Below are 24,417 nucleotides of genomic sequence, written 5' to 3'. Positions count from 1 at the left end.
GAGTTGCAATTGTAGTTACAATGTAACACTGTGCGCATAAGCCGGGGGGACGCCAATGCTGCAGCTCGAATTCTGGACGGGGCGGATGCGCCTGCTGGGCCTGATCGCGGTGGCGATCAGCATCCTGACCTGGACGGCGGAGCTGACCGGCATGGTCTATGTCTGTCCCTATTGCCGGACCCAGCGGACGGTGATCGGCCTGCTTGGCCTGCTGATGCTGACCCCCAATCCCGGCTTCTGGATCACCCGATATCTGGGCTCGATCCTGGCGGTGTTCGGCCTGGTGGTGGGATCGACCCAGCACTTCAACGGCTGGCGCAAGGTGATGAAAGGCGAGTTCGTCCTCTCGCCCAAGGTCTATGACGACGCCTTCCTGCTGTCGGGCGCCGCCATCTTCATCATCGTCGCCCAGATCCTGCTGCTCTACGCCTATCGCAAGCCGGCGACGGCGGAGAACCTCACCCCCGCAGGGTGACGAAGGTCTCGCTCTCGATCAGCCATTGACCACGAACCTTGGTCCAGGCGGCCAGGTACCAGCCGGCGATGTGCTCACCCTGGCTGCGGGAGACCGCCACCCAGGTCCCGCGCTCGGCCGCGCGCTCGCCGGCGGCGTCCAGTTCCACCGCCTCAGGCGTGCGGACGAAGGCTGTGAAGTCCGGGTCGGCGAACTGGGCGGCGAAGGCGGCGATCACCGCCTCGACGCCGCTGATCACCCCGCCATCGCCGACGATCACCGTCACGCCGGGATCGAAGAAGGGCCGCAGGCGGGCGGCGTCCCTGGCGGCGATCAGCTTGTTGGTCAGGCGGCGGCGGGCAAGGATGGCGTCCTTGGGCGTCGTCACGGCTCGACCACCACCGTGCCGACCTTGGTCCCGGCCTCCACGGCCTCGTGGGCCGCGGCGCAATCCTCCAGCGAATAGGTCCCGGCGACCGACAGGATGGCCTGGCCCGTGCCGATCCAGGCGGTGATATCGGCCTGGGCGCGGCGCCGCGCTTCGTGCGGGCTGACCGGCAGGTAGACCCCGTGGATCGAGAGGTTCAGCCCCATCAGCACGCCAGCGGGGATCGCCGGCTCGCGGGACCCCTTGGTGGCGTAATAGGCCACCGAGCCATTCAGGCTAACGCTGGCCAGGGTGGCCGCGGCGTTGCCGCCGAAATCCACCTCGACCACGTGATGCACGCCCTGGCCGCCGGTCAGGTCGCGCACCCGGGCGGCCACATCCTCGCGGCGATAATCGATGGTGTGGTCGGCGCCCCCGGCCCGGGCCCGCTCGGCCTTGTCGGCGTTGAACACCGTCGCGATCACCGTCGCGCCGGCCCATTTGGCCAGCTGCACCGCATAGTGGCCTACGGCTCCGGCCCCGCCGGTCACCAGCACGGTGCGGCCCTGGACCGGACCTGCGAGGAACAGGGCGCGGTGGGCGGTCATGCAGGGGATGCCCAGGGTGGCGCCCTGCGCAAACGACACCTCGTCAGGCAGGGTCCGAACCAGGTCCACGTCCAGCTCGATATATTCCGCCGCCGCCCCGAAGGCCCGGCCGTTGCGCTGGCCGTTATAGAACCAGACGCGGCGCCCGACCCAGGCCGGCGACACGCCCGGCCCCACCGCCTCGACGACGCCGGCGCCGTCGCTATGGGGGATGATCTTCGGATAGGCCATGGGCGCGCCGGACGCGCCGCCCCGCATGCCCACATCGGACGGATTGACCCCTGAGGCCTTCACCGCGATCAGCACCTGGCCCTGGCCAGCCTGGGGCTTGGGCTGTTCGCCCAGTTGCAGCACCTCGCGGGCGGGGCCGGTTCTGTCATACCAGACGGCGCGCATGTGACCTCCAGGATTGCTGTTGGCCCCTGGATGGCCCGCGGTGGCGAGGGATACAAGCCGGGCCTTCCGCCACGGCGCCCCTTCGTGGGGACGGCGGGCTCGTCTATGAACAGGGTTCACCTGCCGACGGAGACGAGACCATGGCCCAGCCCGACCTCTTTGCGCCCCTCAGCTTCGCCCACGGCCCGGCCATGCCGAACCGCTTCATGCTGGCGCCGCTGACCAACACTCAGAGCCACGAGGACGGAACCCTCTCGGATGAGGAGTTCCACTGGCTGACGATGCGGGCCAAGGGCGGCTTTGGCCTGACCATGACCTGCGCGGCTCACGTCCAGAAGATCGGCCAGGGCTTTCCCGGCCAGCTGGGCGTCTTCTCTGACGACCATCTTCCTGGCCTGACGCGCCTGGCCGCGGCCATCAAGGCGCAGGGCAGCGTGGCGGTTCTGCAGCTGCATCACGCCGGCAACCGCTCACCCCAGGAGCTGATCGGCCAGGCGCCGGTCTGTCCTTCGGACGATCCCGAGACCGGCGCGCGGGCGCTGACGGAGGCCGAGGTCGCCGAGCTGATCGCGGCCTTCATCGCCGGCGCCGAGCGCTCCAAGGCGGCCGGCTTCGACGGGGTCGAGGTGCATGGCGCCCATGGCTACATCCTCTGCCAGTTCCTCTCGCCCGAGCTCAATCGCCGCACCGACGCCTATGGCGGCTCGGCCGAAAACCGCGCCCGGATCATCGTCGAGATCGTCGAGGGCATACGCGCCCGCTGCGGCGAGGACTTCCTGCTCGGCCTGCGCCTGTCGCCTGAACGCTTTGGCCTGGAACTGGCCGAGATCCGCGACCTGGCCGCCCAGATGCTGGTTCATCCGGCCCTGGACTTCCTCGACATGTCGCTGTGGGACGTGCGCAAGGAGCCGACGGAAGCCGCCTTTAAGGGCCGCAGCCTGATGTCCTATTTCGCCGACCTGCCCCGGGGCGAGGTGCGCCTGGGCGTGGCTGGCAAGATCATGACCGCCGCCCAGGCCCGCGAGGCCCTGGCCGCCGGCGCCGACTATGTGCTGATCGGCCGGGCCGCCATTCTGCACCACGACTATCCGCAGAAGGTCCAGGCCGACCCGGATTTTGCGCCCATCGCCCTGCCGGTGACCCGCGCCCATCTGGCGGCCGAGGGCCTGAGCCCGCGCTTCATCACCTATATGAACAACTGGCCGGGCTTCGTGGCCCAGGACCAGACGGAGGACGCCCTGTGAGACAAGACGCCGAGTTCGACATCATCGTCTATGGCGCCACCGGCTTCACCGGCCGGCTGGTGGCCGAGCACCTGGCCAAACGCTACGGCGTGGACGGCGACGTAAAGTGGGCCATGGCCGGACGCAGCGCCGACAAGCTGGCCGCCGTCCGCGACGAGATCGGCGCGCCAGCCGACACCCCCCTGGTGGTCGCCGACGCCGACGACAAGGCGTCGCTCAAGGCGATGGTCGAGCGGACCAAGGCGGTGATCACCACCGTCGGTCCCTATCAGCTCTACGGAAACGACCTGGTCGCGGCCTGTGTGGAGGCCGGAACCGACTATCTCGATCTCTGCGGCGAGCCGGTGTGGATGCGCCACATGATCGACGCCCATGAGGCGAAGGCGAAAGAGACCGGCGCGCGGATCGTCTTCTCCTGCGGCTTCGACTCCATTCCCTTTGAGCTCGGCGTCTTCTATCTGGCGCAGGAGGCCAAGGCGAAGTTCGGCCATGCCCTGCCGCGGGTGAAGGGGCGCGTGCGCAAGATGAAGGGCGGCTTCTCGGGCGGCACCGCCGCCAGCCTGAAGGCGACCATGGCGGCCCTGTCCAAGGACCCCAGCCTGCTGGCCCTGATGATCGACCCCTTCGCCCTGACGCCGGGCTTCAAGGGGCCTGAGCAGCCCCGGGGCGACAAGGTGGAGGAGGACGGCGACCTGGGCGCCACGGTCGGCCCGTTCGTCATGGCGGCGATCAACACCCGCAATGTCCATCGCTCCAACCTGCTGACCGGCCACGCCTATGGCCAAGACCTCGTCTATGACGAGATGGTGGTGGTCGATCCCAACGCCCCGCCGGCTCCGGCCCTGGGCGCCGAGGGCGGCCCCAAGCCCGGCGAAGGCCCCAGCAAGGAAGAGCGGGAGACCGGCTTCTTCGACGTGCTGTTCATCGGCCTGGGCGAGGGCGGCGAGCAGATGCGCGTGGCCGTCACCGGCGACAAGGACCCCGGCTATGGCTGCACCTCCAAGATGATCGGCGAGGCGGCCATCTGCCTGATCAATGAGGCGACCGACACCCCGGGCGGTGTCTGGACGCCGGGCGCGGCCATGGGGATGAAGCTGGTCGAGCGCCTGCGGGCCAATGCGGGCATGACCTTCGAGGTGGAGGCCTAAGCGGCGGCCACGACACGGCGCGGCGGCGGGCCGCAGGCGATGCAGGTTGATTTTACGACGTAAATGTAACAGTGAGGGGGTCACACCCCTGCTGATCAGCCAGTCCTGCGAGCCCGATGCCCCGCATCCTTTCCGAGTCCGACGTCGCCGATTTCCGTGACCGGCTGTGCGAGGTGGCCGAGCAGCTGTTCGCGCAAAAGGGGCCAGAAGCGGTGACCATGCGCCAGCTGGCCTCGGCGCTCGGGGTCAGCCCCATGACCCCCTATCGCTATTTCAAGGACAAGGACGACATCCTGGCCGCGGTGCGCACCGCCGGCTTCGACCGGTTCGCCGAGGCCCTGGAGGCGGCCTACGCCCAGCCCGGCGACGCCCGGGCCAAGGGGGCTGCGGTGGGCGAGGCCTATGTCACCTTCGCCTTCGAACATCCTCAGACCTACAAGCTGATGTTCGACATGTATCAGCCCAACGAGGTCGACTATCCGGAGCTGGCCCGCGCGGCTGGCCGGGCGCGGCAGACCATGAGCCAATATGTGCGCAGCCTGGTGGAGTCCGGCCATCTGGCGGGCGACCCGGTGCGGATCGGCGAGATGTTCTGGGCTTCGACCCACGGCTGCATCGTGCTGGAAATGGTCGGCAAGCTGCCGTCTGGCGGCGCACGCAAGCTGATCGCCGAGGTCATTCCGGCCATATCGCGGGGGCTGCGCCCGGCCGCCTGATCGGCCTTGACGCGCCCAAGGTCAAGCCGGGCACCCTCGCCCCATAAGAAGCCATGAGGGAGCGCGCCGTGAGCCAGGTGAAACCGTTCGAAGTCCGTTGGGACGAGGCCCGCGTCGGCGCCGTGCTGGACAAGGTGGCCAACTATGAGTGGCCGCCGATCCCCGAGGTCCCCGACGGCTGGGCCTATGGCTGCGACGGGGCCTGGCTGAAGGGCCTCTGCGACCACTGGACAGGCGCCTATGACTGGCGCGCCGCGGTGGCCGAACTCAACCGCTTCCCGCAGTTCACCGCCCGGGTGGAGGATTTCGACCTGCACTTCGTCCATGTGGTGGGCGAGGCTGGCGGCAAGCGCCCGCTGCTGATGTCCCACGGCTGGCCGGGCTCGCACTACGAGTTCTGGGGCGTGATCGAGAAGCTGGCCTTCCCGTCGCGGTTTGGAGGCGATCCGGCCGACGCCTTTGATCTCGTCATCCCCTCCCTGCCGGGCTTCGGATTCTCATCCAAGCCCTCGCGCCCCATGGGCCAGCGGAGCACGGCGCGGCTGTTCAACACCCTGATGACCGATGTGCTTGGCTATTCGACCTATCTGGCGCAGGGCGGCGACTGGGGGTCGATGATCACCTCCTGGCTGGGGCTCGATCACGCCGCCCACGCCCGAGCCATCCACCTGAACATGATGGCCTTCCGCGCGCCGGGCGGACCGCAGACGCCGGAAGAGACCGCCTGGATGACCCGTCAGGCCGGCATGATGGACGTCATGGGCGCCTATTTCCGGCTGCAGGCCTCCAAGCCCCAGTCCCTGGCCTGGCTGGGCGCCTCGAACCCGGTGGGCCAGGCCGCCTGGATCGCCGAGCGGTTCCACGACTGGTCGGACCTGCGGACCAAGCCCTTCGACGCGGTCTATTCCCGCGACCAGCTGCTGACCAACATCATGCTCTATGTGATGACCGACAGCTTCGCGACCGGCGCCTGGTACTATCGCGGCATGCTGGAGGAGGGCGGTGTCGCCCTGCAGCCGGGCCAGCGGTGCGAGACGCCGACCGCCTTCGCCAACTTCCCCGGCGAGGCCCTCTACCCCGCCCCGCCCCGCTCCTTCGCCGACCGCGGCTACAATATCGTGCGCTGGACCGACATGCCGAGCGGCGGCCATTTCGCCGCCATGGAAGAACCTGATCTCTTTGTGGACGACGTGCGGGCGTGGGGTAGAACGGCGGGATGATCGCCCGCTACGACTTCGCCTCCGACAACACCGCGCCGGCTGCGCCAGAGGCCATGGCCGCAATGACCGCCGCCAATTCGGGCTTCGCCGCCAGCTATGGCTCGGACGAGACCACGGCCCGGGCCGCCGACCTGATCCGGGCGATGCTGGACGCCGACGCCGAGGTCCGCTTCGTCACCTCCGGCACGGCCGCCAACTCCATCTGCCTGGCGGCGCTGGCGCGGCCCTTCGAAGGGGTCCTGGCCCACCGGGACTCCCATGTCGCCACCGACGAGACCGGCGCCCCGGGCTTCTTCGGCCACGGCCTGGCGATCCAGGGCCTGGAGGGGCCTTCAGGGCGGATCGAGCCGGAGGCGCTGCACACCGCCCTGGCGCGGGCCGAAAGCGCCCACGCCCAGCCGCCTGCAGCCCTGTCGCTGACCAACGCCACCGAGTACGGCACGGTCTATGCGGCCGCCGACCTTGCGGCGCTCACCGGGCCTGTCCGTGAGCGCGGCTATGGCGTCCATCTGGACGGCGCGCGGCTGGCCAACGCCGCGGCGGCCGGCTTCGACCTCAAGACCATCGCCGGCCTCGGCGTGGATCTGCTGGTGATCGGCGGGACCAAGGCGGGCATGACGCCGGCCGAGGCGATCGTCATCTTCCGCAAGGACCTCATTCCCCGCTTCGACGCGCGCCTGAAGCAGTCGGGCCAGTTGCCGTCCAAGAGCCGCTTCTACGCCGCCCCCTTCGTCGGCATGCTGGAGAGCGGCGCCTTTGTGGACCGCGCCGCCCACGCCAACGCCATGGCCAGGCGCCTGGCCGAGCTCATGCCGCTGCCCCTGCGCCACCCGGTCGAGGCCAACGCCGTCTTCGTGGAGATGGACGAGCCGACCCTGAAGCGGCTGCAGGCCAGTGGCTGGTTCGTCTATCGCTTCATCGACGGCTCGGTGCGGTTCATGTGCTCCTGGGCCACGACGCCTGAGGCCATTGAAACCCTGATCGCAGCCCTCAAGGACGTCCTTCCCTAAGAGACGTCATCGGCCGCCAGCCAGGCCAGGATGTCGGGCCAGTGCTTGTGGGCGAGATAGTGTCCCACCCCTGGGACCACGCGCACCTCCGCACAGGGGCGGCCCAGCCAGGCCAGCATGCGCTCGGGCGAGCCGCCGGGATCGTCGGCGCCGTACCAGACGCTGATCGGCGCGGTCAGGCGCTGCAGGTCCAGACGCTGGGTGTGGGTGCAGAGCATCAGTTCGCGCGCCGCCCCTTTGGAGCTGCGGCTCAGGCACTCGCTCATATAGTCGTAGACGTAGGTCATCACGTCGGGATGACTGCGCAGATAGGCGCCGTCGCTGGGCGCCGAGGCCGCCGTGCGCACCATGGTCTCCACCTGCCGGAACGAGAGCCTGCGACGCAGCAGGGCATAGAGCGGCCCGACCGCCCAGGCTGACCGCGCCATGCGTCGGCGCAGCAGGATGACGGGATGGCTTCGGTCACGCTCTGTCTCGGGCTCGACGCCGGTCGGGCGACCCGAGGCCAGCAGAAGACGCTCGGCCCGCGGCCCCAGCGCGTCGGCATAGGCCAGGGCGAACGCCACGCCGTTCATGAACGCCGCGATGCGCACCCGCTTCAGGCCAAGCGCGTTCGTCAGGTCGACGAGATCCTCGGCGATGGTGGCGAAGCTGGGCTCCGGCTGGGGATCGGAACGGCCCGTGCCCGGGCGTTCGGCGCAGATGATGTGGAGGCCCAGGTCACGGGCGAGCCGGTCGGTGCCCCGCGGCAGGAGACTGGAGCCCAGGCCCTGGTGGACCATCATGCAGGCCTGCCCCCCGGGATCTCCATAGGCCCGGTAGGCGAGCGCGCGGCCGTCGGCCAGGCGGTGGGTCAGCACAGGTGGCGCAGACGCCAGGGCGCCGGCCTCGGTGGCGGCGATGGTGGCCGGCGCCGCCGACTGCAGCGAGGACGACAGCGCGCTGAGTTGAGCCAGGGCCCGGACCAGGTCGCTCTGGCGGTTGAGGCCCATCTTCTCGAACACCGCGCGCAGCTGGTTGCGCACGGTGTTGAGCGAGACGTTCAGGTCCTCCGCCGACTCCTTCAGCGTCAGGCCGTCCTTCAACCGCGCCGCCAGCCGCGTCTCGGCCGGGGTGAGGCCAAAGCTTTCCCGGATCGTGCGCCAGAGGTGGTCGGTGGCCTCCACCGCCGGGAAGATCAGGGCCGCCGAGGCGCGATCGGCGCCTGGAATATCGATGATCATCTCGGCCGGCGTCGCCGACAGCGGCGCCATATAGGCGAAGTGCGGATCGTCGTCCTCGGCCTGGACGAACTTGACGATCACCTGATTGGCGCGGGACTCCGCCAGCCGCGCCCGGGCATGGGCCAGAGCCTCATGGTTGGACGGATTGAAGAAGCGCAGGCCCCGGCTTTCGACCACCCCCAGGCGATCGCGAAACACCGCCTCGCCCGCGCTGTTCCAGCCGACCACCCCGCCCGTCGGCGACAGCAGGATCACGCCGAGGTCCGGCTTGCCCCCAGGCTGAGCGTCTTCCAGGCCCCGGAGATTGGCCAGGGCCGCGTCGGCCTCCGGCCCGCCCTCCGGCGCGGCCCCCACGGCGGCGATGATCTCCTCCCACCGCTCCGGCCGCGCGGCTACGGCGTAGATGGTCTCGATCAGCTGAGCAGCGTCAGCTTTCGGCGCGGCGGAAGGGGACAAGGGCGATCAGACTATGGCTTGGGGGCCGTCCAGATTACACGGGTCGGCCTGGCGGCCAAGCTTGTGATCGCCCTCGGCTTGGAACGGCGGGCGTCAGGCCGGCGTCGGCGTCCGGTGACCCATCATCCGCGCAAGGCGCGCCTCGATGATCTCTTCAGCTTCATGCACGATCCGGCTGACCAGTTCCTGGCAGGTGGGGATGTCGTGGATCAGGCCTTGGATCATGCCGGCCGACCAGATGCCGTGATCGGGATCGCCGGTCTCGTAGACCACCCGACCGCGGGTCCCGGCCACAAGTTCGCGCACGTCCTCGAACTTGGCGCCAGAGCGCTCCAGCTCGACCACCTGGCGGCTGATGTCATTGCGCGCCACCCGGCTGGTGTTGTGCATGGTGCGGAAGATGAGGTCGGTGGCGCGCTCGTCGTTCTCGACGATCTGACGCTTCACGTTCTCATGGATCGGGCTTTCGACGGTGCACATGAAGCGCGTGCCCATATTGATGCCCTCGGCCCCTAGGGCCAGGGCGGCGGCCAGGCCGCGCCCGTCGCCAAAGCCGCCCGAGGCGATCATCGGGATCTTCACCTTGTCGGCGGCGGCCGGGATCAGGATGAGGCCGGGAATGTCATCCTCGCCCGGGTGGCCGGCGCACTCGAAACCGTCGATGGAGATCGCGTCCACGCCCATCCGCTCGGCCGACAGGGCGTGGCGGACGGCGGTGCACTTATGGATCACCAGGATGCCGTGCTTCTTGAATTCCTCGACGTGCTCGGCGGGCTTGTTGCCGGCCGTCTCGACGATCTTGATCCCCGAATCGATAATCGCCTGGCGGTACTCGGCATAGGGCGGCGGGTTGATGGCCGGCAGGATGGTCAGGTTCACGCCGAAGGGCTTGTCCGTCAGGGCCCGACAGCGCTCGATCTCCTTGACTAGGTCCTTAGGCGTCGGCTGTGTCAGCGCGGTGATGAAGCCCAGGCCGCCGGCGTTGGCCACGGCGGCCACCAGCTCGGCGCGGCCGACCCACTGCATGCCGCCCTGCACGACCGGATGCTCGACGCCGAACATCTCGGTGAAACGGGTCTTCAAGGCCATTACGTCCTCCCAAACATTTGTTTGAGACACTCAAGCCGCTGAACGCCGTTCAGGCAAGCCGTGCCGTGAGACGCCTTCGCAATCGGCCGTGGGCGGGCGCCCCGCGCCTCAGAGACCCGAGCGGCCGATGGCGTAGAAGCGCTCGGAGCGGGCCGCCCGCAGCTGGTCCGGGGTCAGGCCTTCGAGGGCGTCGAGTTCCTCTTCCAGCACGTCGCCCGCGATCTGCAACATCGCGGCCGGGTCGGAATGGGCGCCGCCGGGGGGTTCGGGCACGATGCGGTCGACGATCTTGCGCTTCAGCAGGTCGTGGGCGGTGATCTTCATCGCCTTGGCCGCTTCCTCGGCGGTGCGCGAGCCGCGCCAGAGGATGGAGTTGGCGCCCTCCGGGGAGATCACCGAATAGACGGCGTGCTCCAGGATCAGCACCCGGTTGCCCGCCGCGATGGCGATGGCGCCGCCGGACATGCCTTCGCCCGTGATCAGGCACACCATCGGCACGCTGAGGGTCAGGCACCGCTGGGTCGAACGGGCGATCGCCTCGGCCACGCCGCGCTCTTCGCTGCCCACGCCAGGATATGCGCCGGCCGAATCGATGATGCTGATGACCGGCATGTTGAAGTTCTCGGCCATGTCCATCAGGCGGATGGCCTTGCGGTAGCCTTCGGGCCGAGCCGAGCCGAAATTGTGCTTCACCCGGCTGGCGGTGTCGTGACCCTTTTCGTGACCCATGATCACCACGGGCCGGCCGCGGAACCGGCCGACGCCGCCGACCAGCGCCTGGTCGTCGGCGTACTTGCGGTCGCCCCGCAGCTCGACAAAGGCCTCGATCAGGCCTTCGGCATAGTTGACGAAGTGCGGTCGCTCAGGGTGTCGAGCCACCTGCATTTTCTGCCAGGGGTCGAGATTGGCGTAGGCCTTGACGCGAAACTCCGCCGCCCGCGCCCGCAGAGCGGCGATCTCGGCGTCCATGGCGCCGCCTTCCGCCGTCTCGGAAAGGCGCTGGAGTTCCTCGATCTTGGCTTCGAGCTCGGCGATGGGGCGCTCAAACTCGAGATAATGGGCTGCCATCGAGGTGTCTTGTCCTTGGCTGTGCGCGAAGCGCCGGAAGTTAGGCGGGAACCACCCCCGTCACAAGGGCGCCCGCGTCCCAGGGGAATGGGCGGCGCCTATAGGGCGTTCCAGCGGAGGGTCAGGGCGGGCCGGCCACGTCCGGCGGCGCGGTAGTGGGCTGGGCCTCGGTATCGGGTTCGGGCTCAGGCTCCGGTAGCGGCCGGGACACATCCTCGGCCGCGTCATTGACGGAGGCCGGTGGCGGCTCGACCGGGACCGCAGCGTGCGGCGTCTTGAGGCCCAGGGATTCCAGGGCGCCCTCGCCTTCGTGGCCGAAGAAGCTGCGGATGCGGAGGTCCTGTTGCGGATAGGGGATTTCGATGTTGGCGGCCCGCAGGGCGTCGTCGATAGCCCAGGTATAGGCCGCCAGCATGCCGTTCGGACGCTTGGCCGCGTTGAGGTCGGGCCAGACCAGCAGTTCGAAGTTCAGGGCCGAATCGCCGAAGCCCACCAGCCACACCTGCGACTTGTGCGCGTCGCTCTCGGGCAGGGTGAACGGCAAGGCCCGGGCGGCGGCCAGCACGGCGTCGCGCACCTTGTCCTTGTCCGCCCCATAGGCGACCGCAAAGGGAATGTGGATCCGGCGGGTCGCCCCGTGCAGGGTCCAGTTCACCAGCGTCCCTTCGATCAGATGCGAATTGGGGACTATGATGTCGACATTGTCGTTGTTGCGGATGCGGGTGGCCCGGGGGCCGATCTCCTGCACCTGACCGCGCTGGCCGCCTTCCAGTTCCACATAGTCGCCGATGTTGACCACCCGGTCGAAGATCAGGACCAGACCGGAGACGAACTCCTTCACCACCCCCTGCAGACCCAGGCCGACCCCTACGCCGATAGCGCCGGCGAAGATGGCCAGGGACGAGAAGTCCAGGCCCACGGTCGACAGGCCGGCGATCATGCCGACAATGACCACGCCGTAGGTGACCAGCTTCTCGACGATGAACAGGGCCGAGCTGCCATAGCGGGCCCGGGCGCGAACCCGCCGAAGGCCCTGGCCCGCGGCCCAGGCCAGGATGAAGGCGACGATGATCACGACGGCGCCTGCGATCACCCCGCCCAGGGTCACCGGCGTCCGGCCGATCGTGAAGAGGATGAAGGTCTCAAGACCCGCGAGGTCGGACTGCATTCAGCTTACGCCCCAATGGGTGTTTGGTTTCCACCACCTCGCGCAGGTGATCGCTGGCGAGGTGGGTATAGATCTGGGTCGTGGCGATATCGGCATGGCCGAGCAAGGTCTGGACCACCCGCAGATCGGCCCCGCCCTCCAGCAGGTGCGTAGCGAAGGCGTGGCGCAGGACGTGGGGGCTGACCCGCGCCGGATCGACGCCGGCGTCCCGGGCGGCCTCGTCCAGCAACTGGCCCAACCGCCGCGGCGTCAGCCGGCCGCCCTTGCCGCGGGAGGGAAAGAGCCAGGGATTGGCCAAGTCGCCCTTGGGCAGGAAGGTCTTGCGGACCTCCAGATAGGCCTTCACCGCCGTGCGCGCGGCGGCGTTCAAAGGCGCCAGCCGCTCCTTGCCGCCCTTGCCCTTGACGATCAGATAGGCCGGATCGCGGGCCAGGATCGCCAGAGGCAGCGCGGTCAACTCCGAGACTCGCAGGCCCGAGGCGTAGAGCAGCTCGACCATGCAGGCCAGGCGCAGGCCCTGGGCGCCGTCCCGGGCTGCGGCCGCAGCGATCAGGGCGTCCACCTCGGCCCGGCTGAGCACCCGGGGCAAGGGTCGGCCTTTGCGGGGCGCGTCTACCCGACGGGACGGATCATCGGCCCGCCAGCCCTCCCCCAGGACGAAGCGGTAGAACTGACGCACGCTGGCCCGGCGGCGGGCCGCCGTCGCGGGCGCCAGGCCCCGGGCGCCGAGCTCAGCGAAATAGGCTTCGATATCTTCGGCTGCGGCGTCGGCGAGGCTGGTCCCCTGCCCGGCCAGGAAGCCCTGGGCGTCGGTCAGGTCCTTGCCATAGGCCGTCAGGGTGTTGCGCGCCGCCGCCCGCTCGACGGCCATCATCTCCAGAAAGGCCTCCACCCAGCCCTCGGCGGTGTGCGCGCTCATCGCAGGGCCAGCAGGCCTTCCACCGCATAGGCCTGCGCATGATCGGCGAGACCGGCCGCGCTCAGGGCGGCGATGATGCGCGCCCGGTCGGCGGGCGCAGGCCCGCCGAGGCCGGCCTCGGCGCTGGTCCACAGGGCCAGCAAGGCGGTCTCGCCCTTGAGTCCTGCGCGCGCCGCCTGCTCCATGACGAAAATCCGGGCGGGCGGCGCCTTGGGCGCAGCGACGGAAAAGGCCGCAAACTCCCCCCGCGCCTCAGGGTCGAGCGGCGTGCCCAGGGCGCTCAGGATCAGGGCCGCGTCCTGGGCGCGGCGGCGGTCGCGGGCCTCGCCGACGCCGCCGCGCTCGACCAGGCGATCCAGGGTCGGCCGGTCGTGGCGGCCGGACGCTGCGGCGATCAGGGCGTCCAGCAAGGCGAGATCGAGCACCTCGGCCTGGGGGATCTCGTCCTGGATCAGGGTCGCCCGCACGTTTTCGGCCAGGGCCAGATCGCCCTGGGCCAGGACGGCGATGGCTGCGGCCACAGGTCCCTCAGTGGCGATCACCGGCCAGCGGGCCATGGGCTGTGGCGCCTCGCCCGACAGGGCCCCCGCGATGGGGGCGGCGGGTTCGACCTCGGACAGGTCGAGGCTGAGATTGCGCGACAGGGCGTAGTCCAGGCTGTTGCGCAGGGACGGCGCGCCGGGGTCTCCCGAGCCGGCCAGTCGGGCGCCCAGCAGGCGGCCGAACACGGCGTCGCGCTCCACATTCTGGGCCAGGTCCAGGGTGAGCTGGGCGGCGGGCGCGCCGGCCAGGGCCTGGCAGTAGGCGCGCAGCCGCAGCCAATAGATCTGGTCGCGATCGACGCTGAGCCCCTGGGCCACCTGGCAGGCGCCGGCGTCATCGTCCGCCAGCAGGGCCGCATCGGCGGCAGCCCGCGACAGGCCCTCATGGCGTTCGACCCCCGCCGTGCGGCCCAGGATGCTACGGGCGGCGGAGACCTCTCCCAACGCGATCAGGGTCCGGAGCCTCGCCGCCGCCGCATCCGGATCATCGCCCGCGCCCTGCGGTCCCCGCGCGCCGGTGGCCAGAACCGCCCGGGCCAGGGCCGAGGCCGCGGGGCTGAGGGGGCGCTCGGCCAGCAACGGGATCACCGTCCTGGCGGTGCTCGCCGAGGCGTCCAGCCAGAGATCGGGACCCAGGCCGGTGTCGCGCCCGCCGGCCGAGAACAGGTCCGGCGCCTGCAGGGTGGTGGCCGTCACCGTCTCGCTCGAAATCTCAGCGGGGGCCTGGGCCAGGGCGGAGAACGGCAGGACCAGGGCGCAGGCGGTCAGAACGGCGCGAATCCGGAAGCGGGCGGTTTGCATGGGACCACCTTAGGGCAGCCTGCGCGGGCGTCATGATCCTTCACGCAGAATTTTGGGTGACGGCCCCGGCGTAAACCGAGCTTCACTGGATTTGAGGAACTCAGGAGAGCCGCCGATGACCGCGTCCGTCGAACCGACCCGTGAAGACATGCAGCGCGTTCTCGCCCGCCAGAAGGCCGCGCAACTGGCCGAAGGCCCGCCCTCGGCCGAGCTGCGCGCCGCGCGTCTGGACCGCTGCATCGATCTGCTGATCGATCATGCCGACGCCATCGCCCAGGCGGTCAACGACGACTTCGGCTCGCGATCCAAGGCGGTCACGGGCCTGACCGATGTCGCCGCCTCCATCGGCCCGCTCAAACACGCCAAGGCCAATCTGCGCAAATGGATGGCCCCGGAGAAGCGCAAGACGACCCCGGCCATTCTCGGCCTGTTCGGCGCCAAGGCGCACCTGCAGTTCCAGCCCAAGGGCGTGGTCGGCGTGATCAGCCCCTGGAACTTCCCGGTCAATCTGACCTTCGGGCCCCTGGCCGGCATCCTGGCGGCCGGCAACCGGGTCATGATCAAGCCCTCGGAGTTCACGCCCAAGACGTCCGAACTGATGAAGGCCATGTTCGCCAAGGCCTTCAGCGAGGACGAGATCGCCGTCTTTACGGGCGGCCCGGATGTGGGTCGGGCCTTCTCGGGCCTGGCCTTCGACCACATGATCTATACCGGCGGCACGGCGGTGGCGCGCCACGTGATGCGCGCGGCGGCCGACAACCTGGTGCCGCTGACCCTGGAACTCGGCGGCAAGAGCCCGGTGATCCTGTCGGAAGGCGCCGATATCGGCCTCGCCGCGGCCCGGATCATGGCCGGAAAGACCTTGAACGCCGGCCAAATCTGCCTGGCGCCCGACTATGTGCTGACGCCCGAGACCAAGATCGGCGAGTTCATCGAGGAAGCCCGACAATCGGTGACGCGGATGTTCCCGACCCTGCGCGACAACCCCGACTACACCGCCATCATCGCCCAGAACCACTATGAGCGGATCACGGGCTATATCGAAGACGCCAAGGCCAAGGGCGCCCAGGTGGTCGAGCTGAATCCCGCCGGCGAGGACTTCAGCCAGCAGCCCTATCGCAAGATCCCGCCCACCCTGATCCTCAATCCCACCGACGACATGGCGGTGATGCAGGAGGAGATCTTCGGTCCTGTCCTGCCGGTGAAGACCTATCGAAAAACCCAGGAGGCCATCGACTATGTGAACAGTCGCGAGCGGCCCCTGGCGCTCTACTGGTTCGGAACCGACGAGGCCGAGAAGGGGCGGGTGCTGACCCAGACGACGTCAGGCGGCGCCACGGTCAACGACGTCATCTTCCATGTGGCGCAGGAAGAGCTGCCGTTCGGCGGGGTCGGCCCATCGGGCATGGGCTCCTACCACGGTCACGACGGCTTCAAGGAGTTCAGCCACCGCAAGTCGGTCTACACCCAGCTGAAGAAGGACATCGGTCCCCTGCAGCGGATGCGGCCGCCCTATGGTCCGGGCATCACGAGCTATTTGAAGGGCGCCATCAAGCGCTGATCTCCAGGGCCTTCGCCGCTCCGAGATCGAGGATCGGATGGGAGTCGTCCTCAGACAGGGGGATGTGGATGATGCAGCGGACACCCTCCGGCGCAAACGCGATCTGAGTGCGCCCATCGCCGTCCTGACCAAAGCTGCGGGCGATCAGGCGCATGCCGAAGCCCTCGCGGCCCGGGGGCGCGGCGGCGAGGACGGGTCCCCCGCGCTCTTGCCACAGCAGGGTCATGCGCCTCTGGCCCATGCCGTCGTGGGCGAGATTCCAGGTCAGGCTCACCTGACCGCCGCCCACCGACAGGGCGCCATGCTTGATGGCGTTGGTGGTCAACTCATGCAGCACCAGCGAAAGCGGCACCGCCTGCTGCGGGCTGAGCATGACGCACGGGCCGTCGAGGTGGAATCGCCCGTCTCTGGGCTGGAGATGGGCGCCGAGCGCCCGCTCGACGATGGTATGCAGGTCCGCCCCGGCCCAGCTGTCATTGACCAGGACGTTGTGGGCCTCGGCCAGGGCGATCAGGCGGTCGGTCAGGACCTGGCGCGTGCCCAGGGCGACCCCCTCGGCGCGGAGGGTCTGCTCGACGATGGACTGGACCGTCACCAGGGTGTTCTTGATCCGGTGGTTGAGCTCGTTGAGCAGCAGGATCCGCTGCTCCTCCGCCAGCTTGGCGGCGGTCTCGTCCCGCAGGACCTTGATCAGTTCGGATCGATCCCCAAGGCGCATGGTCACGCCATTCGCCCAGAAGCGCTGGCCGTTCTTGCGGCGGTGCCAGCGGGTGTCCTCGGCCCGGCCGGCGCTGAGCGCCAGGCTAAGCTCATCCTGAGGCACGCCAGCAGCGACGTCGGACTCCACGAACAGCTCCTGAAAGCTGTGGCCCACCACCTCATCGGCCGAAAAGCCAAAGATATGCTCGGCGCCTCTCGACCAGGCGACGATGCGCCCCTCCGGCGTGAGGGTGAGCACGGCGTAGTCGCGGGCGTTCTTGATGATCAGATAGGCGAGATCAGGATCGATCATGGGGTCCGGGGGGCTGAGGCGGCGCGCCGACAGGAACGTTCGAGTTCGCGAAAGGTGACGGCCGCGGCCCCTCTTCCCCTCACCGGTTGGCGTGGAGCGGGCGGCTCGTGTAAAGCCTTGCCTTTCATGGATCGCTACGCCCCCCTCCGCACCCGCACCATCGCTCTCGTCGGCCTGATGGGAGTCGGCAAGTCCAGCGTGGGCCGCCGGCTCGCCAACGCCCTTGAACTGCCCTTCCGGGACGCCGACGCCGAGGTCGAGGCCGCCGCCGGCCGCTCGATCAAGGAAATCTTCTCCGAACTCGGCGAGGCCGCCTTCCGCGATGGCGAGCGCCGGGTGATCCAGCGCCTGCTGGAGGAGCCGCCCCATGTGCTGGCCACCGGCGGCGGCGCCTTCATGAACGACGACACCCGCGCCCTGCTGAAGTCCCAGGCCCTGGTGGTCTGGCTGAAGGCCGACCTGGAACTCCTGGCCCGGCGGGTGGGCCGCAAGGACACCCGACCCCTGCTGCAGGACTCCGATCCCCTGAGCGTGCTCAAAAGCCAGGCCGAGACGCGCTATCCTGTCTATGCGCAGGCCCATGTGACCGTAGAGACCGGCGACACCGCCCACCATGTGACGGTGGGCCAGGTCATTGAGGCCCTGACCCGCTATCTGGAGGGCGACAAAGCATGAGCGCGTCGGTGAATGTCGGCCTGGGCGATCGGGCGTATGAGGTCGTGATCGGCCCGGGTCTCGTCGCCGGCGCCGGCGCCCATATCGCGCCGCTGCTCAAGCGCGGCCGCGTGGCGGTGATCAGCGATGAGACGGTCTGGGGTCTGCATGGGGCCAGTCTGACTCAGGCCCTCAGCACGGCCGGCGTCGCCGCCATGCCGATCCTTGTCCCGCCTGGCGAAGGCTCCAAGAGCTTCGAGATGCTGGCCAGGGTCAGCGACGACCTGCTGGTCCTGGAGCTGGACCGTGGCGACCTGATCGTGGCCTTTGGCGGCGGCGTCGTGGGCGATCTCGCGGGGTTCGCCGCGGCCATCTACAAACGCGGCATCGACTTCGTTCAGATCCCCACCACCCTGCTGGCCCAGGTGGATTCGTCGGTTGGCGGCAAGACGGCCATCGACACGCCACGCGGCAAGAACCTGATCGGCGCCTTCCATCAGCCCCGGCTGGTGCTGGCCGACCTGGACGTGCTGGGGACGCTTCCCTCGCGGGAGATGGGGGCGGGCTATGCCGAGATCATCAAGTACGGCCTGCTGGGAGACTTCGCCTTTTTCGAATGGCTCGAGGCCCATGGCCGTTCGGTCATCGCCCAGGAGCAGGCCGCCCTGGACCGTGCGGTTCGCCGCTCGGTGGAGATGAAGGCCGAGATCGTCGCCCAGGACGAGCGTGAGGCCGGCCGCCGCGCCTTGCTCAATCTCGGCCATACCTTCGGCCACGCCCTGGAATCCGAGACCGGCTACGGCGACGCCCTTCTGCATGGCGAGGCGGTGGCCATCGGCATGGCCATGGCCTTCCGCTTCTCAGCCCGACAGGGCCTGTGCGCTGGCCAGGACGCCGAGCGCGCCCAGGCGGCGATCGCCGCCGTGGGTCTGCCGGTGCGCCTTGACCAGTTGGCTGGCCATCCGTTCGACGCCTCACGCCTGCTGGCCCACATGGGGCAGGACAAGAAGGCCGAGGGCGGCCAGCTGACCTTCATTCTCGCCCGGCGCCTGGGCGAGGCCTTCGTGGCCCGCGACGTCGATCCTGCGGCCATCCATGAATTCCTGATTGCGGAGGGCGCCGGCGCCGCCGGCGCGGCGGCATGATCACAGCCATTCTGATCGGCCTGGCGCCGGCCCTTATCATCCTGCTGTTCTTCTCGGCGGTGATCTCGGCCACCGAAACCTCGATGACCGCCGCCAGCCGCAGCCGCATGCACAAGCTGGAACGGGACGGCGACAAGGCGGCCGCCCGGGTCAACAAGCTGATCGGCAATCAGGAGAAGATGATCGGCGCGATCCTCCTCTCCAACAACGCCATCAATATCGGCGCCTCGGCGCTCGCCACCACGGTGCTGACCGCCGCCATCCCCGGCGCTACGGGACCGCTGATCGCCACGGTGCTGATGACCGCCCTGGTGGTCATCTTCGCCGAGATCCTGCCCAAGACCCTGGCCATCGCCCAGCCCGACAGGGCCGCGCGCCTGCTGTCCATCCCGGCGACCTGGGTGGTGAAGCTGTTCGGCCCGCTGGCCAATGGCGCCCAGTGGGTGGTGCGCTTGACCCTGCGCCCCTTCGGCATCCGCCTGGACATGGCCACCGACGTCCTGGCCGCCCATGAGGAGATCCGCGGGGCCGTGGACTACCACCATTCCGAAGGCCTGGTGGAGAACCGCGACCGCCTGATGCTGGGCGGGGTGCTGGACCTGGCCGACATGGATGTGGGCCAGGTGATGGTCCACCGGAAGTCGATCTCCATGATCGACATCAGCATGCCGGTCCGCGAATTCGTGGCCGCGGTGCTGGGCAGCGCCCACACCCGCATGCCGGTCTATCGGGACGAGCCGGAAAATATCGTCGGCATCCTGCACGCCAAGGACCTGTTGCGGGCCATGGCCGAGACGGATGGTCGGATCGAGAGCCTGGATATCGCCAGCTTCCTGCGCGAGCCGTGGTTCATTCCCGACACGACCAACCTGAAGGATCAGCTTAACGCCTTCCTCAAGCGCCACACCCACTTCGCCCTGGTGGTGGACGAATATGGCGGCCTGAAGGGTCTGATCACCCTGGAGGACATCCTCGAGGAGATCGTCGGCGAGATCGAGGACGAGTACGATGTCGCCGTGCCCGGCGTCCGGCCCCAGCCCGACGGCTCGGTCAATGTGGACGGCTCCGTGCCGATCCGTGACCTGAACCGCGCCATGGACTGGGAATTGCCCGACGAGGACGCCGTCACTGTGGCGGGCCTGGTGATCCATGAGGCTCAGACCATTCCGCGGGTGGGCCAGACCTTCATCTTTCACCGGCACCGCTTCCAGATCGTCCGCCGAGAGCGCAACCAGATCACCGCCCTGCGGGTGTCTCCCCCCATAGAGGCGCCGGTCGAGGACTAAAAAATCTCCGCCGACGGAACCCGGCGGCCGATGCGGCGTTTCCTGCGACTTGTCTGAGGGGGGAGATCGTCAGCGCATGAGTCCTGCTCGACGCCAGGCGCCCAAGCTGCTCGCCCCTGCGGCGACGTCGCCCCGCGCCCTTTGCCTTTCTTCCAGCTATGCTGCAACACTCGCCGGCCGCACCGGCGTTCTGGAGCCTATTCAATGACCGATATCGCCAAGCTCGCCGGTCTTCGGGTTCTCGTGGTCGAAGACGAGATGATGGTCTCGATGCTGATCGAGGACATGCTGAGCGACCTGGGCTGCAAGGTGATCGGTCCGGCGTCCCGGCTGGAGGAGGCCATCGAACTCGTCGGCTCAAGCGAGCTGGATTGCGCGGTGCTCGACGTCAATCTGGGCGGCCAGCCGATCTTTCCCCTGGCCGACATCCTGCGAGAGAAGGGCGCGCCCTTCGCCTTCGCCACCGGCTATGGCGACGCGGGCCTGCGCGACGTCGACAAGGGCACGCCCGTCCTGCAGAAGCCCTTCCGCGAGAGCGACCTCGCCCGCATCCTGGGCGAACTTCACGCCCGCGTCTGAGGCCGGCCCAGCCGACGCTCCTCAGGGGAGCGCGGCCAGCACCTTTTCCGGCTTCAGGGGATATTCGCGGATCCGCGCCCCACAGGCGTTGTAAACCGCGTTGGCGATCGCCGCGCCTGCGCCGGCGATGCCCAGTTCCCCCACGCCCTTGATCCCCATGGGATTGGCCTTGTCGTCCACCTCGTCGAGGAACATGGCCGAGAGATCGGCGATGTCGGCATGGGCCGGCACGTGGTAGCCGGCCAGGTCCTGGGCGATGAAGGAGCCGTAGCGGGGATCGACCTCGTTGTACTCGTGCAGGGCCGTGCCGACGCCCCAGATCATGCCGCCGGTAATCTGGCTCATGGCCGTCTTGGCGTTCAGGATGCGGCCAGCGGCGAACACCCCGAACATGCGGCGCAGGCGGACCTCGCCGGTGTCGGGATCGACGCCCACCTCGGCGAAGTGGGCGCCATAGGTGTGCTGGGAATAGTCGCGGGCGTCGGCGGCGGGCGTGATCGAACCCTCCACATAGACGCCGTCGGGCGCGGCGCGGGCCACCAGGCGGTCCAGGGGCTCGGCGCGATTGTCCACCGCAATATTGCCGCCGCCGAAGGTGACCAGCTCGGGATCATCGCCATACAGCGGCGAATTCGGATCGCCGGTAGCGAGCTCGGCCAGGGCCTTGCGCAGGTTCATGCCGGCGGCGAACGCCGCAGAGCCCGCGGTCGCCGCGCCGAACTGTCCGCCAGAGCCTGGGGCCGGCGGGAAGTCTGAGTCCCCCAGCTCCACCTTCACCTGCGCCAGGGGCACGCCCAGCGTCTCGGCCGTGATCTGGGCCAGGATCGTATAGGTGCCGGTGCCGATGTCGGTCATGCCCTGGCGCAGGGTGATGGTTCCGTCCGCATCGATCCGCACGCCCGCCTTGGCCGGCAGCAGGAAGTTACCGCGGATGGCTGCGGCCATGCCCAGCCCAACGAGCCAACGTCCGTCCCGGACCTGGCCCGGCGTCGGATTGCGCCGGTCCCAGCCGAATCGCTGGGCGCCCTCGGTCATGCAGCGGACGAGCTGGCGGGTGCTGAAGGGCTTGCCGGTCTCGGGGTCGGTCTCGGGCTCGTTGCGCAGGCGCAGCTCGATGGGATCGAGGCCGAGTTGCTCGGCCAGTTCATCCATGGCGCATTCCAGGCTGAGCATGCCCGAGGCCTCGCCCGGCGCCCGCATGGGCCCCGCCGCAGGGATGTCCAGCTTGACCAGCCGGTGGCCGGTCAGCCGGTTGGGGGCGGCATAGAGGCTGCGGGCGAAGTTGGCGGCGTGCTCCGTAAACGGGGCCTCACGACGACAGTGGGTCACCACCTCCAGGGCGAAGGCGTCGAGGCGGCCATCGGGCTGGGCGCCCAGGCGAACCCGCATATGGACGGCCGGGCGGTGGATCGTCGCCTGGAACATCTGCTGTCGCGTGTAGGCGACCTTGACCGGCTGGCCGAGCTCGCGGGCCGCAAGCGCCGCCAGCGTCAGGTCGTCATAGGCCTGGCCCTTGCCGCCGAAGCCGCCGCCGATATAGCGGGTCACCAGGCGGACCTGGGTCGAGGGGATCATCAGGGTCTCGGCCAGGGTGTGCTGGCCGCCCTTCACCATCTGGATCGAGGTGTGGACCGTGACATGGTCGCCCTCCCACCAGGCCGTGGTGGCGCAGGGCTCCATCTGGGCGTGGTTCTGAAGCGGGCTGACATAGGTCTCGTCCAGGCGAACCGGGGAGCCCGCAAACGCCCCCTCGAAGTCGCCGATGCGGACGTCTTCCTCGCCCTCCGGCTGCTCGGCCGCACCGAAACGATCCTCGAAGATCAGATCCGCCGGCTCGGCCGCATATTCGAAGCGCACCAGGGTCGCTGCAGCCTTGGCGTTCTCCAGGGTGTCGGCGACGACGAAGCCCACATGCTGGCCAAAGTGCTCGACCCGCTCGGCCAGGGCCGGGTTGGAGCCGCGCTGGCTGCGGGGATTGATCTTGGCGCCACGCTCCCCCTGGGCCGGGACATTGTGCGGGGTCCAGACCAGCCGGACGCCCGGCGCCACGCGAGCCTCGGAGATATCTGCCAGGGTGACCCTGCCCTTGGCGATCGGTGAGGCGATCAGCACCCCATAGGCGGGCGGCGAAGGCGCCTCGACCTCATAGGCGAACGGGGCCGTGCCGGTCACCTTCAGCCGGCCTTCGTAGCGATCGACGCCCTTGCCGATCAGGCCGCTGCGGTTTTCGCTGATGGGGGTCGGCGCCGCCCAATCCTTGACCGAGCTCATTGGCCGTCTCCTGCGCCGGTGGTGGTGAGGCAGGCCGCGCCCAGGCGGGCCATCAGCTTCAGCTTGAAGTCGTTGTGACCGTCGGGCCGCGCAGCCTCGAGCTCTGCGGCCATGGCCTCGGCCGGACTGGCCCCCTGCTCCAGGGCCAGCTCCGCGGCTTCTGCGCGCCAGGGCTTGTGGGCCACAGCGCCCAGGGCGACCCGGTCGCCGGCCACCGCCACGCTGCCGATGGCGAAGGCGTAGGAGGCCCGCTCGCGCGCCTTGCGATAGATCTGCCTGCCGGCCGGCGGCGGGGGAAGCACGACGGCGGTGATCATCTCGGCCGGCTGCAGCTCGGTCTCGATGTGCGGTGTGTCGCCGGGCAGGCGGTGGAAGCTCTCCAGAGCCAGAACCCGGGCCTCGCCCGAGCCAGACTTCGTCTCGACCCTGGCGTCCAGGGCGGTCAGGGCGACCGCCATGTCCGAGGGATGGGTGGCGATGCAGGCCTCGCTGGCCCCGAAGATGGCCGTGTTGGTGTGGATGCCCCCGATGGCGGCGCAGCCGGCGCCCGGCGCGCGCTTATTGCAGGGCTTGGTGGTGTCGTAGAAGTAGGGGCAGCGGGTCCGTTGCAGCAGGTTGCCGGCCGTCGTGGCCTTGTTGCGCAACTGGCCGGACGCCCCCGACAGGATGGCCTGGGCCAGCGCCGGATAGCGGGCGCGGACGCGGGCGTCAGCGGCCACCTGGCTGTTGGTGGTCATGGCGCCCAGGCGCAGGCCGCCTTCAGGCGTATCCTCGATCTCGGCCAGGGGCAGCCGGCTGACATCCACCAGGTGGGTCGGCTGCTCGATCTGCAGCTTCATCAGGTCAACGAGATTGGTGCCGCCGGCCAGGAAGCGCGCGCCGGGGATTTTGGCCACCAGGGTCAGGGCCGACGCCACGTCGGCGGGCCGCTCATAGGTGAAGGGCTTCATGCCAGGCCTCCGGCGGTGCGGATCGCCGCCAGGATCTGCGGATAGGCCGAGCAGCGGCAGAGATTGCCGCTCATGCGTTCGCGGATTTCCTCGTCGGTCAGGACCACGTCGGCGGTGAGGTCTTCCGTCACCAGGCTCGCCCAGCCGTCGGCCGCCTCTTTCAGCATACCGATCGTGGAGCAGATCTGGCCTGGCGTGCAGTAGCCGCACTGGAAGGCGTCGTGGGCCAGGAAGGCCTGCTGCACCGGGTGCAGGGTCTCGTCCTGGGCCAGACCTTCGATGGTGGTGATGGCGTCGCCCTCGTGGGTGACGGCGAGCGAGAGGCAGGAGTTGATCCGCTGGCCATTGACCAGGACCGTGCAGGCGCCGCACTGGCCGTGATCGCAACCCTTCTTGGAGCCCTTCAGGTCGAGCCGCTCGCGCAGGGCGTCGAGCAGGGTCGTGCGCGGATCAAGGTCCAGGCTGGCGGCCTGGCCATTGACGGTGAAACTGGTCTTCAACGGGCGTCTCCCCAAACGCCGGGCGGAAAA

The 24,417-nt window shown here is 69.1% G+C and carries 23 protein-coding genes; 11 read left to right on the top strand and 12 right to left on the bottom strand.

Annotation, left to right across the window (positions count from 1 at the left end):
* The first annotated feature begins 55 nt into the window (after window positions 1-55).
* Window positions 56-475: a hypothetical protein gene (locus Q8L83_RS08825; RefSeq protein WP_305286085.1), complete on the top strand. Its 420-nt coding sequence runs from the start codon at window positions 56-58 to the stop codon at window positions 473-475.
* Here the strand turns inward: Q8L83_RS08825 and Q8L83_RS08820 are convergent.
* Window positions 459-842, bottom strand: coding sequence for a nuclear transport factor 2 family protein (locus Q8L83_RS08820; protein ID WP_305286084.1), 384 nt, complete (start codon window positions 840-842; stop codon window positions 459-461). The two genes, Q8L83_RS08825 and Q8L83_RS08820, sit on opposite strands and share 17 nt — an antisense overlap.
* A complete protein-coding gene (locus Q8L83_RS08815) occupies window positions 839-1,825 on the bottom strand; it encodes an NADPH:quinone reductase (RefSeq protein ID WP_305286082.1) in 987 nt (328 codons plus the stop codon). Before Q8L83_RS08815 ends, Q8L83_RS08820 begins: the two co-directional genes overlap by 4 nt.
* 140 nt (window positions 1,826-1,965) lie before the next feature.
* Here Q8L83_RS08815 and Q8L83_RS08810 point away from each other — a divergent pair, with 140 nt between their 5' ends.
* The 5 genes from Q8L83_RS08810 (at window position 1,966) to Q8L83_RS08790 (ending at window position 7,163) form a co-directional block, all read left to right on the top strand.
* Entirely contained in the window at window positions 1,966-3,069 is a 1,104-nt protein-coding gene (locus tag Q8L83_RS08810) for an NADH:flavin oxidoreductase (protein WP_305286080.1), read from the top strand.
* Entirely contained in the window at window positions 3,066-4,217 is a 1,152-nt protein-coding gene (locus tag Q8L83_RS08805; RefSeq protein ID WP_305286078.1) for a trans-acting enoyl reductase family protein, read from the top strand. The genes Q8L83_RS08810 and Q8L83_RS08805 overlap by 4 nt, the downstream gene beginning before the upstream one ends.
* Before the next feature lie 116 nt (window positions 4,218-4,333).
* On the top strand, window positions 4,334-4,933 hold the full coding sequence (locus Q8L83_RS08800; RefSeq protein WP_305286076.1) for a TetR/AcrR family transcriptional regulator: 600 nt from the start codon (window positions 4,334-4,336) through the stop codon (window positions 4,931-4,933).
* A gap of 68 nt (window positions 4,934-5,001) precedes the next feature.
* Window positions 5,002-6,153, top strand: coding sequence for an epoxide hydrolase family protein (locus Q8L83_RS08795; protein ID WP_305286074.1), 1,152 nt, complete (start codon window positions 5,002-5,004; stop codon window positions 6,151-6,153).
* Entirely contained in the window at window positions 6,150-7,163 is a 1,014-nt protein-coding gene (locus tag Q8L83_RS08790; protein ID WP_305286072.1) for a low specificity L-threonine aldolase, read from the top strand. Before Q8L83_RS08795 ends, Q8L83_RS08790 begins: the two co-directional genes overlap by 4 nt.
* Here the strand turns inward: Q8L83_RS08790 and Q8L83_RS08785 are convergent.
* The 6 genes from Q8L83_RS08785 to Q8L83_RS08760 form a co-directional block, all read right to left on the bottom strand.
* Entirely contained in the window at window positions 7,160-8,842 is a 1,683-nt protein-coding gene (locus Q8L83_RS08785) for an alpha/beta fold hydrolase (RefSeq protein WP_305286071.1), read from the bottom strand. The genes Q8L83_RS08790 and Q8L83_RS08785 overlap by 4 nt on opposite strands.
* A gap of 93 nt (window positions 8,843-8,935) precedes the next feature.
* Window positions 8,936-9,931 carry an NAD(P)H-dependent flavin oxidoreductase gene (locus Q8L83_RS08780; protein WP_370868374.1) on the bottom strand — a complete coding sequence of 332 codons (996 nt, stop codon included), beginning with the start codon at window positions 9,929-9,931 and terminating at the stop codon, window positions 8,936-8,938.
* A gap of 108 nt (window positions 9,932-10,039) precedes the next feature.
* Window positions 10,040-10,999, bottom strand: a complete 960-nt coding sequence (locus Q8L83_RS08775; RefSeq protein ID WP_305286067.1) for an acetyl-CoA carboxylase carboxyltransferase subunit alpha — start codon at window positions 10,997-10,999, stop codon at window positions 10,040-10,042.
* Between the two features lie 121 nt (window positions 11,000-11,120).
* Entirely contained in the window at window positions 11,121-12,167 is a 1,047-nt protein-coding gene (locus tag Q8L83_RS08770) for a mechanosensitive ion channel family protein (protein ID WP_305286065.1), read from the bottom strand.
* On the bottom strand, window positions 12,142-13,086 hold the full coding sequence (locus Q8L83_RS08765) for a tyrosine recombinase (protein WP_305286063.1): 945 nt from the start codon (window positions 13,084-13,086) through the stop codon (window positions 12,142-12,144). The genes Q8L83_RS08770 and Q8L83_RS08765 overlap by 26 nt, the downstream gene beginning before the upstream one ends.
* The gene (locus Q8L83_RS08760) at window positions 13,083-14,429 is read right to left on the bottom strand and encodes a hypothetical protein (protein WP_305286061.1); all 1,347 of its coding nucleotides are present in this window, start codon (window positions 14,427-14,429) and stop codon (window positions 13,083-13,085) included. The genes Q8L83_RS08765 and Q8L83_RS08760 overlap by 4 nt, the downstream gene beginning before the upstream one ends.
* 115 nt (window positions 14,430-14,544) lie before the next feature.
* On the opposite strand from Q8L83_RS08760, the gene Q8L83_RS08755 reads away from it, so the two are divergent.
* Window positions 14,545-15,990 (top strand): coniferyl aldehyde dehydrogenase, encoded by a 1,446-nt coding sequence (locus tag Q8L83_RS08755; protein ID WP_305286059.1) that lies wholly within the window; start codon window positions 14,545-14,547, stop codon window positions 15,988-15,990.
* Here Q8L83_RS08755 and Q8L83_RS08750 read toward each other — a convergent pair.
* Complete coding sequence (locus tag Q8L83_RS08750; RefSeq protein WP_305286058.1) at window positions 15,980-17,002, bottom strand: sensor histidine kinase; 1,023 nt, start codon at window positions 17,000-17,002, stop codon at window positions 15,980-15,982. The genes Q8L83_RS08755 and Q8L83_RS08750 overlap by 11 nt on opposite strands.
* A 126-nt stretch (window positions 17,003-17,128) precedes the next feature.
* Between Q8L83_RS08750 and Q8L83_RS08745 the strand changes: the two genes are divergently transcribed.
* From Q8L83_RS08745 to Q8L83_RS08730, 4 genes are all read left to right on the top strand, one after another.
* Window positions 17,129-17,677: a shikimate kinase gene (locus Q8L83_RS08745; RefSeq protein ID WP_305286056.1), complete on the top strand. Its 549-nt coding sequence runs from the start codon at window positions 17,129-17,131 to the stop codon at window positions 17,675-17,677.
* Window positions 17,674-18,801 (top strand): 3-dehydroquinate synthase, encoded by a 1,128-nt coding sequence (gene aroB, locus Q8L83_RS08740; protein ID WP_305286054.1) that lies wholly within the window; start codon window positions 17,674-17,676, stop codon window positions 18,799-18,801. Before Q8L83_RS08745 ends, aroB begins: the two co-directional genes overlap by 4 nt.
* Window positions 18,798-20,087 (top strand): HlyC/CorC family transporter, encoded by a 1,290-nt coding sequence (locus Q8L83_RS08735; RefSeq protein ID WP_305286052.1) that lies wholly within the window; start codon window positions 18,798-18,800, stop codon window positions 20,085-20,087. Before aroB ends, Q8L83_RS08735 begins: the two co-directional genes overlap by 4 nt.
* Before the next feature lie 204 nt (window positions 20,088-20,291).
* The gene (locus Q8L83_RS08730) at window positions 20,292-20,666 is read left to right on the top strand and encodes a response regulator (protein WP_370868373.1); all 375 of its coding nucleotides are present in this window, start codon (window positions 20,292-20,294) and stop codon (window positions 20,664-20,666) included.
* A gap of 21 nt (window positions 20,667-20,687) precedes the next feature.
* Here Q8L83_RS08730 and Q8L83_RS08725 read toward each other — a convergent pair whose 3' ends face one another.
* The 3 genes from Q8L83_RS08725 to Q8L83_RS08715 are packed head-to-tail and all read right to left on the bottom strand — an operon-like array spanning window position 20,688 to window position 24,387.
* On the bottom strand, window positions 20,688-22,937 hold the full coding sequence (locus Q8L83_RS08725) for a xanthine dehydrogenase family protein molybdopterin-binding subunit (RefSeq protein ID WP_305286051.1): 2,250 nt from the start codon (window positions 22,935-22,937) through the stop codon (window positions 20,688-20,690).
* Window positions 22,934-23,887: a xanthine dehydrogenase family protein subunit M gene (locus tag Q8L83_RS08720; RefSeq protein ID WP_305286050.1), complete on the bottom strand. Its 954-nt coding sequence runs from the start codon at window positions 23,885-23,887 to the stop codon at window positions 22,934-22,936. The genes Q8L83_RS08725 and Q8L83_RS08720 overlap by 4 nt, the downstream gene beginning before the upstream one ends.
* Complete coding sequence (locus Q8L83_RS08715) at window positions 23,884-24,387, bottom strand: 2Fe-2S iron-sulfur cluster-binding protein (RefSeq protein WP_305286049.1); 504 nt, start codon at window positions 24,385-24,387, stop codon at window positions 23,884-23,886. The genes Q8L83_RS08720 and Q8L83_RS08715 overlap by 4 nt, the downstream gene beginning before the upstream one ends.
* Window positions 24,388-24,417 lie beyond the last annotated feature (30 nt).

Source organism: Phenylobacterium sp. (assembly GCF_030680185.1).
Taxonomy (GTDB): Bacteria; Pseudomonadota; Alphaproteobacteria; order Caulobacterales; family Caulobacteraceae; genus Phenylobacterium.
This window is presented reverse-complemented; position numbering and strand designations above follow the sequence as displayed.

Excerpts from the sequence above, each read along its gene's own strand:
- Q8L83_RS08760 (WP_305286061.1), bottom strand. The coding sequence starts at position 14,429 with ATGCAAACCGCCCGCTTCCGGATTCGCGCCGTTCTGACCGCCTGCGCC.
- Q8L83_RS08755 (WP_305286059.1), top strand. The coding sequence starts at position 14,545 with ATGACCGCGTCCGTCGAACCGACCCGTGAAGACATGCAGCGCGTTCTC.
- Q8L83_RS08765 (WP_305286063.1), bottom strand. The coding sequence starts at position 13,086 with ATGAGCGCGCACACCGCCGAGGGCTGGGTGGAGGCCTTTCTGGAGATG.
- Q8L83_RS08815 (WP_305286082.1), bottom strand. The coding sequence starts at position 1,825 with ATGCGCGCCGTCTGGTATGACAGAACCGGCCCCGCCCGCGAGGTGCTG.
- Q8L83_RS08810 (WP_305286080.1), top strand. The coding sequence starts at position 1,966 with ATGGCCCAGCCCGACCTCTTTGCGCCCCTCAGCTTCGCCCACGGCCCG.
- Q8L83_RS08770 (WP_305286065.1), bottom strand. The coding sequence starts at position 12,167 with ATGCAGTCCGACCTCGCGGGTCTTGAGACCTTCATCCTCTTCACGATC.
- Q8L83_RS08800 (WP_305286076.1), top strand. The coding sequence starts at position 4,334 with ATGCCCCGCATCCTTTCCGAGTCCGACGTCGCCGATTTCCGTGACCGG.
- Q8L83_RS08720 (WP_305286050.1), bottom strand. The coding sequence starts at position 23,887 with ATGAAGCCCTTCACCTATGAGCGGCCCGCCGACGTGGCGTCGGCCCTG.
- aroB (WP_305286054.1), top strand. The coding sequence starts at position 17,674 with ATGAGCGCGTCGGTGAATGTCGGCCTGGGCGATCGGGCGTATGAGGTC.
- Q8L83_RS08775 (WP_305286067.1), bottom strand. The coding sequence starts at position 10,999 with ATGGCAGCCCATTATCTCGAGTTTGAGCGCCCCATCGCCGAGCTCGAA.
- Q8L83_RS08730 (WP_370868373.1), top strand. The coding sequence starts at position 20,292 with ATGACCGATATCGCCAAGCTCGCCGGTCTTCGGGTTCTCGTGGTCGAA.
- Q8L83_RS08725 (WP_305286051.1), bottom strand. The coding sequence starts at position 22,937 with ATGAGCTCGGTCAAGGATTGGGCGGCGCCGACCCCCATCAGCGAAAAC.
- Q8L83_RS08735 (WP_305286052.1), top strand. The coding sequence starts at position 18,798 with ATGATCACAGCCATTCTGATCGGCCTGGCGCCGGCCCTTATCATCCTG.
- Q8L83_RS08790 (WP_305286072.1), top strand. The coding sequence starts at position 6,150 with ATGATCGCCCGCTACGACTTCGCCTCCGACAACACCGCGCCGGCTGCG.
- Q8L83_RS08825 (WP_305286085.1), top strand. The coding sequence starts at position 56 with ATGCTGCAGCTCGAATTCTGGACGGGGCGGATGCGCCTGCTGGGCCTG.
- Q8L83_RS08750 (WP_305286058.1), bottom strand. The coding sequence starts at position 17,002 with ATGATCGATCCTGATCTCGCCTATCTGATCATCAAGAACGCCCGCGAC.
- Q8L83_RS08745 (WP_305286056.1), top strand. The coding sequence starts at position 17,129 with ATGGATCGCTACGCCCCCCTCCGCACCCGCACCATCGCTCTCGTCGGC.
- Q8L83_RS08780 (WP_370868374.1), bottom strand. The coding sequence starts at position 9,931 with ATGGCCTTGAAGACCCGTTTCACCGAGATGTTCGGCGTCGAGCATCCG.